Raw genomic sequence first — 12,066 nt, 5'->3', positions numbered from 1 at the left:
ATTTACCTTTCGCTAGCTTCTTCAAGCTTTTCTACAGCATCGCCAACCGTTACGATAGAAGCAATAGCGTCATCAGGAATTTCAATTCCAAACTGTTCCTCTATCTCCATAACGATTGATGTAAGATCAAGTGAGTCTGCACCCAAATCATCTACAAATTTTGTGTCTGCAGTTATACTGTTTTCATCCACATGAAGTACTCCTGCAACAATTTCTTTAATTTTATCCAGTTCCATATTTCCTCCTTTATTACATCTTATTCTGATAAGTACTGCTTTATTTTATCGTTAATTCCCTGATTTTTAAAGCTGATACACTGAATAAGAGCATTTTTAATTTCGTTATGTGTTGCATTGCCGTGAGTCTTAACTACAAGTCCATTAAGTCCAAGCATAGGGGCTCCGCCATGTTTAGTAGCATCAAACATAGACAATGTGTTTTTAAGTGCCTTTTTTGATAGCATGGCTCCTATCTTACTCATAGTAGTACTTAAAAGTCCCTTCTTGATTTCTTCAAGAAGAACTGCAGCAACTCCTTCAAAAAGCTTTAATATAGCATTACCTACAAAGGCATCACACACTATTACATCCGCATCTCCGTAAGGAATCTGTCTTGATTCAATACTACCTACAAAGTTAATATCTGAACGGGATTTGAGCAGCGGGAAGGTTTCCTTTACAAGCGCATTTCCTTTCTCTTCTTCTACACCGACATTCACTATGGCAACCTTAGGGTTCTTAATACCGATTACATTTTCCATATATATTGAACCCATAACGGCATACTGAATAAGGTGAGCAGACCTTGAATCCACATTGGCTCCACAGTCAATCAGCAAAGATACACCCTTTTGCGTTGGGATAAGTGATGCAAGAGGAGAACGCTCAACTCCCTTAAGCCTTCCGACAACTAGCTGTCCTCCTACAAGAACAGCCCCTGTAGAACCAGCAGAAACGAAGGCATCTGCCTTTTCTTCCTTCACTAGCCTCATTGCAACAGAAATCGATGAGTCCTTCTTCTTTCTGATTGCCATAACCGGTGCCTCATCATTTGTAATAACCTCAGACGCCTCTATTATTTCAAGTGCATTCATGTTGATTTCGAGGCCTTCGCCTCTTAATCTGTTAAGCGTATCGTGAACGACCGCACTCTGACCTACAAGATAAACCTTAAGCTCCTTATTCTCATTAACAGCAAGGACAGCTCCTTTGACTATCTCATAAGGCGCATTATCGCCACCCATTACATCCAATGCAACTTTAATCATATTTATTTTTACCACCTATCTATTATTTACTGTTTGATGTAGAAAAACGAATACTGTGGTTTAAATCCTATAGCAGCTGACTGAATAATCTGCTCTGTACTTCCTACAAAGAGCACACCTTCAGGCTTTAGGACTGAATGAAACTTCTTAAATACCTCATTTTTAGCTTCATCCGTAAAATATATTACTACATTTCTGCAAACTATCATAGAACAGCCTGTTGGATAAGGATCTTTAAGGAGATTATGCTTCTTAAATTCAACTCTTGACTTAATATCATCATTAATCTTGTAAGAAGTAGCTGTAAGCTTGGTGAAATGCTTTTCTAGAAGTTCCTTAGGTAAGCCCTTCACACTATTATAGCTGTACACTCCCATTTTAGCCTTCTCGAGCACCTGATTGTCTATGTCTGTAGCAATTATCTTAATCTGGTTAAGTGGAACAAATTTTAGAAGCAACATAACAAGTGAATATGGTTCATCACCTGTAGAGCAGGCAGCACTCCATATTTTAATATTCTTTCCATCCTTCTTCATAAGATAAGGAATTATGTCTTTCTCAAGGATAGCCCACTGCTCAGGATTGCGCCAAAATTCAGATACATTTATAGTTAGATAGTTTATAAACGCATCATAAAGGTCTTTATCAGTCTTCAATCCTTTTACATAATCATCATAAGTCTTAAATCCATTTTTTGCAATAAGAGAATCTATCCTTCTCTTCATCTGTTTCTCTTTATAAGCATCCAAATCAATCGAAGACAAGGTATATATCTGCTTTTTAAAACTCTCGTAATCGCTCATACTTACCTCCATGTTCGTATATTATTCGAGTTATAAGTACTAAAAGTGTATATCATTATTTTAATGTGACAGGTAATTTTGGAGAAATTTCCTGTCACATTAAAAATGCCCAGCTCATACAGATCTAACTGCATAAGCTGAGCAAAACCTGACAAATTATTCTGCCTGGCTATCTTCAGAATCATCAGAAGCTTTCTCTTCTTTCTCCTCTGTTCCGGCTAAAAGAGCCTTGATAGAAAGTGAAATCTTCTTTGTCTCAGCGTTAAAATCAACAACCTTTGCTGTCACTTCCTCGCCTGTCTTAAGTACGTCGCTTGGCTTCTCAACATGATTATTAGCAATCTGTGATACGTGGAGAAGAGCATCTACACCCGGCTCAAGCTCAATAAATGCACCAAAGTCAGTCATACGGGCAACCTTACCGGTAACAATCTTACCTACTGCAAATTTCTCTTCTGCACCCGCCCATGGGTTCTGATCTTCAAACTTAAGGCTTAAAGCAATCTTCTCACCCTGAATATCTTTAACGAAGGTCTTAACCATATCGCCAACCTTGAATACCTTCTTAGGATTCTCGATATGTCCCCAGCTCATCTCTGAGATGTGGAGAAGTCCATCTGCTCCGCCAAGATCTATAAATGCACCGAAATCAGTTACATTCTTAACTGTTCCGTCAACAACCTGTCCAACTGCGAGCTTCTCGAAAAGAGCCTTCTTAAGCTCATTCTTCTTAGCTGTAAGAATCTGCTTTCTATCACCGATAACCCTTCTCTTCTTAGGATTGAACTCGCTGATAACAAACTCAATTTCCTCACCAGCGTACTTATCAAGATTCTTCTCATAAGTATCTGATACAAGGCTTGCAGGGATAAATACCCTAGCCTCATCAACTACTACGCTTAAACCACCATTAAGTACCTGGCTAACCTTAGCCTTAAGTACCTCTTTGTTGTTAAAAGCTTCTTCAAGGCGCTTATTGCCCTTTTCTGCAGCAAGGCGCTTATATGTAAGAAGCACCTGTCCATCTCCGTCATTAAGCTTAAGTACCTTAACTTCCATCTTATCTCCAACCTTAGCAACAGTAGTAAGGTCAGTAGGAGTGTTGGAATATTCACTCTTTGTAAGAATTCCATCTGCTTTATATCCAATGTTAAGGATAATCTCATCTTCCTTAACAGCTATTACAGTTCCTTCTACCACCTCTCCGTTGTGTCTGGTAGTCTTTAAAGACTCCTCAAGCATTTCTTCAAAACTCATTTCAGCCATTCTGGTCCGAACCTCCTCAATAATATTATTTGGGGTTGAAGCCCCTGCTGTAATACCTACGCAACGAAAAAGTCTTAGTTTCCTTATATCCAAGTCCTCAGGTGTCTGTATATAGTAAGTATCAACACATTTTTTTATACATATATCGTATAATTTTTGGGTGTTGGAGCTATGTCTGCCACCAACAACTATCATTGCATCTGCTTCTCCCGCAAGTTTTTCCGTTTCAGTCTGCCTTTTTGATGTAGCATCGCAGATAGTATTCAAAACAATACTATAATATCTCTTTTTCTCTAAAATTTCAACTATATCTTGAAATTTATTTAAATTAAATGTAGTTTGAGCCAAAATAACATGTTTCTTTAAAGGATTTCCGTTATAAGCCTCGGCTTCCTCCTTAGTTTCAAATATAACCGGCTCAGTCAGGCACCAGCCCTTTATACCTATAACCTCAGGATGATTTCTTGAGCCTACAATGACAATTTGATTGTCAGGCTCCTCTGAATACTCCCTTGCAAGCTTATGTATCTTTTTTACAAAGGGACAGGTAGCATCTTGAAATTCAGCTCCCAAATCAGCTAACTTATCGTAATCAGACTTAGGTATTCCGTGAGATCTTATAACCAAAGTTCCCTTTTCAAGGTTCTTTAGCTCATCCAAGTCATTTACAACCCTTACTCCCTTTTCTTCAAGCTCCTTTACCACACTCTCATTATGGATAATATCTCCATAAGTGTATACAGGCTTTCCTTCAGATGAAAGTTTGTTGACAAGCTCTATGGCCCGCTTTACACCAAAACAAAAACCTGCATTCTTAGCAACCTTAATTTCCAAATATAGTTTCCCTTTCTAAGAGACTCTAGATAAAGTCAGGATTCTTGTCACAGGCTATTTTTATTATGGTATCAACCACTTCATCAATGCTAAGTGAAGATGTATCAACCAACACAGCATCACCGGCCTGTACAAGAGGTGAAACCTTTCTATTCATATCCTGCTCATCCCTACTCTTTATATCGGACATAATGTCTTCTAAATTAACCTTTTCACCTTTATCAGTAAGTTCTTTATATCTTCTCTCGGCCCTAACCCTCACATCTGCAGTTAAAAATATCTTAACCGCCGCAGAAGGAAGTACCTTTGTACCTATGTCTCTTCCATCCATAACTACAGGTCTTTTGTCAGCCAGTTCTCTTTGCAGTATTAAAAGCCTTTCCCTTACCTCGGGAACCTGTGCAAATGAAGATGCAGCCTTACTTATTTCAGGATTTCTAATAAGCCTGCTCACATTTTCATCATTTAATATAATCTGCTGTTCACCATTTTCATAGACTATGTCAAGACGGATGTTATTTAACTCTTCTTTAACTTTGTCAGTCTCATTGCTTTTGACACACTTTCCCGTCATGTAAAGGGCAATCGCTCTAAACATAGCACCTGTATCTACATAGATTAGTCCTAACTTTTCGGCCACTCTTTTTGCTATGGTACTTTTACCGGCCCCCGCAGGTCCGTCAATTGCTATTTCTTTGTTCATTATATCCTCTTAGTTTGATTAAAGGACAAACGAAGTGAGGCTCCGTTTGTCCCTCATTATTTTACTTAGAAGCAATAGCTTCAATCTCAACCAATGCACCTGCCGGAAGTGCTTTTACTGCAAAGCAGGATCTTGCAGGCTTGCTAATAAAGTATTTCTCATATACTTTATTAAATACCGCAAAGTCTTCCATGTTGGCAAGCAGACAGGTTGTCTTTACTACATCATTCATAGAAAGACCTGCTGCTTCAAGTACAGCCTCAACATTCTTGCAAGACTGTTCTGCCTGAGCCTCAATTCCCTCTGCCTCAATCTTTCCTACTGCCGGATTGATTGGTATCTGACCACTTGTAAATACAAGTCCCTGTACCTCTACACCCTGGCTGTATGGTCCGATTGCTGCCGGTGCCTTGTCTGTGTTTAGCTTATTCATTGTAATACCCCCTTAATTAAATAATATCACTACCTGCAACTACACCTGTAGACCACGCAATCTGCAGGTTAAATCCACCGGTAAGAGCATCTACATCCAAGACCTCTCCAACAAAATAAAGTCCTTTCACTAACTTAGACTCCATTGTTTTAGGATTGATTTCTTTAACAGATACTCCACCTTTTGTTATAACTGCTTCTTCATAGCCTCTAAGCCCTGTTACCTGCAGTGTAAAATGCTTAAGCAACCCTATTATAACACTTCTTTCTGATTTAGTTAAGTCCCCTGCCTTTTTTTCTGTATTAATTTTTGTTCTCTCTAGAAAAACAGGAATTAGGCTTTTAGGCAAGAGCTTATCAAGAGCATTCTTAAGCGCCTTAGCCCTAAACTCAGTAAAATCCCTAAGAAGTCTTGCGTCCAGTTCATCCTCAGTAAGTGCAGGCTTTAAGTCTATACTTAACTCTCCACCCTCACTATAAAATATGTCACCTGCAATACTGCTTGCAGAGAGAATAAGAGGACCGCTTACGCCGTTTCTGGTAAATAGCATCTCGCCTAGTTCATTAAACAAAGTCTTCTTACCGTTCTTAACTATAACTCTGACATTTTTTAGTGAAAGACCTTCAAGTTCTTTTACAAAGCTCTCTTTTACCTCAAGGGCTACAAGACTGGGCCTTAAATCTTTGACGGTATGCCCTGCCTGCTTTGCAAACTCATACCCATCCCCTGTTGAGCCTGTTGACCTGTAGGATATTCCACCTGTAGCCACAATAACCTTATCGGCTTCAACCATCTTACCATCTCTTAGTTTAATACCCTTTATAGTGGCTCCATCATCACTGATAACAAGCTGTTCTACAGGTGTATTATATCTGACTTTGACCCCTGCCTCTTCCATTGCCTTATCAAGTGCTTTGATTATATCTGAGGAATGGTCACTTTCGGGAAATGCCCTATTTCCTCTCTCTACCTTTATCGGACAATTTAGTTTCTCAAAGAAACCAATAGTGTCGTTACTTGAAAATGCTGAGTAGGCACTGTACATAAACTTAGGATTCCGTATGGTGTTCTTTATAAGCTCCTCATTTTCTACAGCATTAGTAAGGTTACAGCGCCCCTTACCTGTAATATAAATCTTCTTACCGGTCTTGGCATTTTTTTCAAATACAATGACATCATTTCCCGCCCTCGCCGCAAATATAGCAGCCATGCTACCGGCAGCTCCGGCACCTATTACCAATACTTTACTCATTTATCATAAACGGCTTAGTATCTGACAGCTTAAGCTGTTTCGACCTAAATGCCTCTCCATTCAATTTAAAATAAATTTTCTTAAAATCCTTAAAATTGTCAAATATACTGTACGATATGCAATCAAGTACAACAACATCCTCTACCTGAGACTTCTTTCCAAAAGGGTAGTCTTTGTTCTTGGTAATAAAATTTATCGTAACAGAATCCTTGTCTGTCAAGGTATTAGCAATTGCATCACCATCTATCAAGTCATCAAGTTCAAACAATACAGCATCAATAATATCCTGAGGTATCAGTTCTTCCTTTATGGTTATCATACTGTTTTTAGCTTGTATCTTATCACTTTCAGCATCAACAGAATATATGGTCACCTTTTGCTGAGTAATGCTTATATGCTTAGAATTTCCACCCTTTTCAGGAACTTTTATCACAGTATTTACTACACTTGATGAACCATTTACAGAATTTCCGACAGATGATTCAGTTTTAGAAGCTTCTTTTTTATCATTATCCGCTTTGTTTCCACACGAAGTCAAAACCAGGGAAGCGGCTACTACACACAATATAATTCCTCTTAATTTTTTAAACATTGAACCCTCCTTTCCTATTATCACATATATAGAATAAGGAGGGTTGTTGTCAATTATGTGGCAGATAGAATAATTTTTAATGCTTCCTGTACAGTTTTATGTCTAATCTCTGTTCTATCACCCTGAAAATGAAATTCATAGGCTCTACAAGACAGAGCTTTCGTATTTTTATCCTTAATGCAAAGACCAATAAACACAGTACCTACAGGCTTTGAAGGGCTACCGCCAAGCGGGCCTGCTATCCCCGATACAGCTACCGCTATGTCGGCAGAAGCAGACTTTAATGCCCCTTTTGCCATCTCTTTAACAACTATATCGCTGACCACGCCGTATTTACTTATGTTTTCTTCCTTCACTCCTAAAAGCCTCACTTTTGCTTCATTTGCATAAGTAATATAGCCCTCGTTAAAACAGCCTGAAGCACCGGATACATTTACAATAGTGGCACCTATTAGTCCTCCTGTGCAGGACTCTGCCGTTGTAATTGTTAATTTTTTCTCTAATAGCCTTTGAACTACCTCTTCTTCAAGTTTCATTACTTTGTTTCCTTTAGCACATCTTTATTTTTGATAAAATAATCAATAAGTGAAACAATTGTCAGTATGAGTGAACCCCATATAAAAATCTGCTCCGTAGCAAGCCAAACAGGATGAGAAAAATGGAAAATCAACATAACACTCATCACCATCTGAAATACGGTTTTAAGCTTTCCCAGGTAACCAGCCGCTATCACTATTCCTTTATCTGCAGCAACAAGCCTAAAACCGCTTATAATAAACTCCCTGCTCATTATAACAATTGCAATCCAGGCAGGTAAAAGTCCGTTCGCAACAAAGCAAAGCAGGGCAGACTGAACAAGCAGCTTATCCGCAAGCGGATCCATAAACTTACCAAAATTGGTGACAAGATTAAATCGTCTTGCTATCTTGCCGTCAACAAGGTCTGAAAGTGCAGCAATTATAAATATTACTCCCGCTATAATCTCATGATATGGGATTTCTTTAATAAGCATACATGCCACAAAAAATGGTATCATAAGTATCCTGAATACCGTAATCTTATTAGGCAGATTCATATTATCTCCTCCTAAATCAATACTCCAAATAAATCATACTCGTCTGAGGCAATTATTTCAACCTCCACAAGCTCACCTGACATAATTTCGTAGTCAGATTCAAAAAACACCTGTCCGTCAACATCAGGAGCATCCATATAGGTTCTTCCTATATAGACTTTCTTTCCATCTTCGTTTACCTCCATAATTGAAGCAAAAGCCTCGCCATTAACAGAATCAACAGGTACCGTGCCTTCAACAAGGACTTCATAGACCTTCCCTATTCTACCCTCTGCTTTTTCAGCCGATATCTCCTGCTGAAGCTCCATTATTTCATTCCTTCTGGCGGTTTTTACTTCTTCGTCTACCTGACCATCCATTTCAGCAGCAGGAGTACCCTCCTCGGCAGAATATGTAAACACCCCCAGACGGTCAAATTCCATCTCGTCTACAAAGTTGTAAAGCTCCTTAAAGTCTTCTTCAGTTTCACCCGGGAAACCTGTGATAAGTGTAGTCCTAAGGGTGATATCAGGTATCTCTTTACGAAGTTTAGCAATTCTCTCCCTCAGTTCAGCCTGATTTGTCTTTCTTGCCATTTTCCTTAGAATTGCATCAGAACTATGCTGAATAGGCAAATCTATGTAATGACAGACCTTTTTTTCATTCTTGATTGCTTCAATTATCTCATCTGTTATTTCTTCCGGATAACAGTATAACAGTCTTATCCATTCAATTCCACTTATTTCTGATAATTCGTGAACTAAATCAGGAAGTGCTTTCTTACCGTAAATGTCAACTCCATACAGTGTAGTCTCCTGAGCCACCAAAAGAAGCTCTTTTGTTCCCTGTTTAGCCAACTCTTCTGCCTCTTTAACAATTGTTTCCATAGGAATACTTCTATAATTACCACGGATATACGGAATAATACAGTAAGTGCAGCGTTTGTTACAGCCTTCCGCTATCTTAATATAAGATGAAATCTCTCCGGCAGGCACGAGTCTGTGTTCCTCTCCTCCAGCCAGCCTTTCAAGGTCCTCTATGTAGAGAGATTTATCAGCTAAGCCATTTTTAGACTTTATCTCAGCAATGGCAGATACAATGTTATCATAAGCAGTTGTACCTATAACAGCATCTGCCTCAGGAAGTTCATCAGTAATCATTGACTGGTATCTTTGTGCAAGACAGCCTGTCACAATGAGTCCTTTAAGCTTACCTTCTTTTTTAAGTTCCCCTATTTCTATAATTGTATTTATACTTTCTTCTTTTGCATCCCCAATGAAGCAGCAGCTATTTACTATGGCATAGTCAGCTTCACTAAGCTCATTAGTTATCGCATAGCCTTCTTTACTTAAAAGCCCAAGCATAATTTCTGAGTCTACAAGGTTTTTATCGCAGCCAAGCGATACCAGATATATTTTTTCTGTCATTTACTCTCCAATCAACCGTTTCCTTCATTATCCTTAATATTGTCAACCGCAATTGTCAGTGCCAGCAAGGCTTCTTCAAATTCAGGATCAAATACGCTAATTACATAGGTATCCCCCCAAGCAAGAATTTTCCTACTGATATTACCAATCTCATTGTTATCAGAAAACACTCTAAAATCCAAATCCCATAAGCTTCCATCGAGACTAAGTAACTTATTATCAAAATACATATCTATTGACTTTATAAAAAAAGTAAATTTTTGCTTAATAAATGCCGTTTTCCCATTGCTAAAATCGACATCATACTTAGGCATTATTGTAAGCACCCTTTTATTGATAACAAAGGCCTCACTGCCGTCCATCCTGCTAACATGTACTGTATTGCCTACCAGTCTGAAGTCCTGATCTACACGATAGACAGGATTTTGATTTGAATCCATAACCTCATAGTGGTCAGTTATCTTAAATACCTTCTGTTTAATATATAATTCATACATAAGAAAGCTCCTTAATCTCCATCACTTTTATACATCAACTTAAATTTTATCGTACTTAGATAGTATATATCAATTCCCTTAGATAATCAAATAATTCTATTAAGTATTGATATAGCCTTTAGTTTGTTATATTATACAAGTGTCAGGATAGTGTAAGACTGATTGCAGAATAATTACATTCAAATGGTGACGAAATAATGATTAAAGGAGAGTATAGATGAAGAAAAAATGGTGGCACGAAAAGGTAGCATATCAAATATATCCAAAGAGCTTTTTGGATACAAAAGGAAATGGAATAGGCGATTTAAGAGGTGTAATTAACAAGCTTGATTACCTTAAGGAGCTGGGTGTTGACATCATATGGCTTTCACCCTGCTATCCTTCTCCGCTTGCTGACCAGGGCTATGATATAGCGGATTACTATGATATAGATCCAAGATTTGGAACCATGGCTGATATGGATGAATTGCTTGTAGAGGCAAAGAAGAGAAATATGTACATCTTGATGGACTTGGTTATCAATCACTGTTCTGACGAGCACGAATGGTTTAAGAAAGCTATGGCAGATCTGGATAGTGAGTATGCCAAATATTTTTTCATAGAAGACGGAGTAAATGGCAACCCTCCAAATAACTGGCGCTCCTACTTTGGCGGAAGTGCCTGGGAAAAGATTGAAGGAACTGATAAATATTATCTTCACCTCTTTCATAAAAAGCAACCGGATTTAAACTGGGAGAACCCTAAGCTTCGTGATGAAATCTACAAAATGATTAACTGGTGGCTCGATAAGGGGCTTGCAGGTTTTAGAGTCGATGCCATAATGAATATAAGCAAGGCTCTTCCATTTACCTCTTATAACTATCCTCCCGACAGGGAAGATGGCACCGTTATATGTGCGAAGATGCTTGGTGATGCAAAAAATGTAGATACCTACCTTCATGAGCTTAGACTACATACCTTTGATAAACACGACGCATTTACAGTTGGAGAGGTATTTACAGACAGAACGGAGGATATCCCTATATTTATAGGTGATGACGGCCATTTTTCAACTATGTTTGACTTTAACGAGGTAGGATTTGGCAAGAGTGACAAGGGGTGGTATGCTGCAAAGCCAATTACACCTGATGACTATAGAAACTGCTGCTTTGAAACTCAAGCTAGAGTAAATGATTTAGGTTATATTTCTACAATCATAGAAAACCACGATTTACCAAGAGGTGCCAGTTATTTCCTTCAGACCTGTGATATAAACGATGACTCAAAGAAACTTCTTGGAACTATGCAGCTTATGATGAAGGGACTTCCTTTCATCTATCAGGGGCAGGAAATAGGTATGGAAAACTGTGATTTTACAGGTATGGAGGAAATAGATGACATATCTTCTATAGGTGAGTATCAGAATGCACTTGATGCAGGTCTGTCAAAAGAGGATGCATTTAATGCTGTTAAGAAGTTCAGCAGGGATAATGCAAGAACTCCTATGCAGTGGGATGACAGTGACAATACCGGATTTACCACAGGAACTCCTTGGCTTATGGTCAACCCTAAATACAAAAAAATCAATGTAAAGTCTCAGATAGATGATGAAAACTCTGTTCTTAACTACTACAGGAAGTTAACTGCTCTTAGAAAAAATGAAGCATATAAGGATACAATCGTCTATGGAGAGGTGGTGCCTTACCTTGAAAATGAGCATAATCTTATGGCATTTTACAGAGAAGGCGAAAAACAAACCCTGCTTGTACTTGGCAATTTTGAGAAAGAAGAAAAAACTGTAAAGCTTGAAAAGAAATGCAAGACTAATATCTTATCAAATATGAAGAAGGTAGAATTTGTAAACGATAGCACCATAAAGCTTAGTCCTTATCAGTGCGTGATATTAGAGGTTGAATAATATTGCTATATAAGCGTAAAAGCCACCATATTGATATCGCC

The 12,066-nt window shown here is 38.3% G+C and carries 13 protein-coding genes; 1 reads left to right on the top strand and 12 read right to left on the bottom strand.

Annotated features, from left to right (window positions below; all coding sequences use genetic code 11):
* Positions 1–2 precede the first annotated feature (2 nt).
* The 12 genes from acpP to JJN12_RS05470 form a co-directional block, all read right to left on the bottom strand.
* Positions 3–236, bottom strand: a complete 234-nt coding sequence (gene acpP, locus JJN12_RS05525; RefSeq protein ID WP_208428746.1) for an acyl carrier protein — start codon at positions 234–236, stop codon at positions 3–5.
* Positions 237–256: 20 nt separating this feature from the next.
* Positions 257–1,267, bottom strand: a complete 1,011-nt coding sequence (gene plsX, locus JJN12_RS05520) for a phosphate acyltransferase PlsX (RefSeq protein ID WP_208428745.1) — start codon at positions 1,265–1,267, stop codon at positions 257–259.
* A gap of 26 nt (positions 1,268–1,293) precedes the next feature.
* Positions 1,294–2,070, bottom strand: coding sequence for a CheR family methyltransferase (locus JJN12_RS05515; RefSeq protein WP_208428744.1), 777 nt, complete (start codon positions 2,068–2,070; stop codon positions 1,294–1,296).
* A gap of 156 nt (positions 2,071–2,226) precedes the next feature.
* Positions 2,227–4,170 (bottom strand): bifunctional 4-hydroxy-3-methylbut-2-enyl diphosphate reductase/30S ribosomal protein S1, encoded by a 1,944-nt coding sequence (locus tag JJN12_RS05510; protein WP_208428743.1) that lies wholly within the window; start codon positions 4,168–4,170, stop codon positions 2,227–2,229.
* 25 nt (positions 4,171–4,195) lie between these two features.
* Complete coding sequence (cmk, locus tag JJN12_RS05505; RefSeq protein WP_208428742.1) at positions 4,196–4,873, bottom strand: (d)CMP kinase; 678 nt, start codon at positions 4,871–4,873, stop codon at positions 4,196–4,198.
* Between the two features lie 61 nt (positions 4,874–4,934).
* Positions 4,935–5,306, bottom strand: coding sequence for a RidA family protein (locus JJN12_RS05500; protein WP_208428741.1), 372 nt, complete (start codon positions 5,304–5,306; stop codon positions 4,935–4,937).
* 16 nt (positions 5,307–5,322) lie between these two features.
* A complete protein-coding gene (locus tag JJN12_RS05495; protein WP_208428740.1) occupies positions 5,323–6,558 on the bottom strand; it encodes a BaiN/RdsA family NAD(P)/FAD-dependent oxidoreductase in 1,236 nt (411 codons plus the stop codon).
* A complete protein-coding gene (locus JJN12_RS05490) occupies positions 6,551–7,150 on the bottom strand; it encodes a hypothetical protein (protein ID WP_208428739.1) in 600 nt (199 codons plus the stop codon). The genes JJN12_RS05495 and JJN12_RS05490 overlap by 8 nt, the downstream gene beginning before the upstream one ends.
* Positions 7,151–7,203: 53 nt before the next feature.
* Positions 7,204–7,686, bottom strand: a complete 483-nt coding sequence (locus JJN12_RS05485) for a CinA family protein (RefSeq protein WP_208428738.1) — start codon at positions 7,684–7,686, stop codon at positions 7,204–7,206.
* Positions 7,686–8,225 (bottom strand): CDP-diacylglycerol--glycerol-3-phosphate 3-phosphatidyltransferase, encoded by a 540-nt coding sequence (gene pgsA, locus JJN12_RS05480; protein ID WP_208428737.1) that lies wholly within the window; start codon positions 8,223–8,225, stop codon positions 7,686–7,688. Before pgsA ends, JJN12_RS05485 begins: the two co-directional genes overlap by 1 nt.
* An 11-nt stretch (positions 8,226–8,236) precedes the next feature.
* Positions 8,237–9,631, bottom strand: a complete 1,395-nt coding sequence (rimO, locus tag JJN12_RS05475) for a 30S ribosomal protein S12 methylthiotransferase RimO (RefSeq protein WP_208428736.1) — start codon at positions 9,629–9,631, stop codon at positions 8,237–8,239.
* Positions 9,632–9,642: 11 nt separating this feature from the next.
* Positions 9,643–10,128 carry an LURP-one-related/scramblase family protein gene (locus JJN12_RS05470; RefSeq protein ID WP_208428735.1) on the bottom strand — a complete coding sequence of 162 codons (486 nt, stop codon included), beginning with the start codon at positions 10,126–10,128 and terminating at the stop codon, positions 9,643–9,645.
* A gap of 217 nt (positions 10,129–10,345) precedes the next feature.
* Here JJN12_RS05470 and JJN12_RS05465 point away from each other — a divergent pair, with 217 nt between their 5' ends.
* Entirely contained in the window at positions 10,346–12,025 is a 1,680-nt protein-coding gene (locus JJN12_RS05465; RefSeq protein WP_208428734.1) for an alpha-glucosidase, read from the top strand.
* Positions 12,026–12,066 lie beyond the last annotated feature (41 nt).

It is taken from the genome of Catonella massiliensis (assembly GCF_016651435.1).
Lineage (GTDB): Bacteria > Bacillota > Clostridia > Lachnospirales > Lachnospiraceae > Catonella > Catonella massiliensis.
This window is presented reverse-complemented; position numbering and strand designations above follow the sequence as displayed.

Bases quoted from the DNA above. Each gene is read 5' to 3' on its own strand.
- acpP (WP_208428746.1), bottom strand. From the start codon at position 236: ATGGAACTGGATAAAATTAAAGAAATTGTTGCAGGAGTACTTCATGTG.
- rimO (WP_208428736.1), bottom strand. From the start codon at position 9,631: ATGACAGAAAAAATATATCTGGTATCGCTTGGCTGCGATAAAAACCTT.
- plsX (WP_208428745.1), bottom strand. From the start codon at position 1,267: ATGATTAAAGTTGCATTGGATGTAATGGGTGGCGATAATGCGCCTTAT.
- JJN12_RS05515 (WP_208428744.1), bottom strand. From the start codon at position 2,070: ATGAGCGATTACGAGAGTTTTAAAAAGCAGATATATACCTTGTCTTCG.
- JJN12_RS05495 (WP_208428740.1), bottom strand. From the start codon at position 6,558: ATGAGTAAAGTATTGGTAATAGGTGCCGGAGCTGCCGGTAGCATGGCT.
- cmk (WP_208428742.1), bottom strand. From the start codon at position 4,873: ATGAACAAAGAAATAGCAATTGACGGACCTGCGGGGGCCGGTAAAAGT.
- JJN12_RS05470 (WP_208428735.1), bottom strand. From the start codon at position 10,128: ATGTATGAATTATATATTAAACAGAAGGTATTTAAGATAACTGACCAC.
- JJN12_RS05485 (WP_208428738.1), bottom strand. From the start codon at position 7,686: ATGAAACTTGAAGAAGAGGTAGTTCAAAGGCTATTAGAGAAAAAATTA.
- JJN12_RS05465 (WP_208428734.1), top strand. From the start codon at position 10,346: ATGAAGAAAAAATGGTGGCACGAAAAGGTAGCATATCAAATATATCCA.
- JJN12_RS05500 (WP_208428741.1), bottom strand. From the start codon at position 5,306: ATGAATAAGCTAAACACAGACAAGGCACCGGCAGCAATCGGACCATAC.
- pgsA (WP_208428737.1), bottom strand. From the start codon at position 8,225: ATGAATCTGCCTAATAAGATTACGGTATTCAGGATACTTATGATACCA.
- JJN12_RS05490 (WP_208428739.1), bottom strand. From the start codon at position 7,150: ATGTTTAAAAAATTAAGAGGAATTATATTGTGTGTAGTAGCCGCTTCC.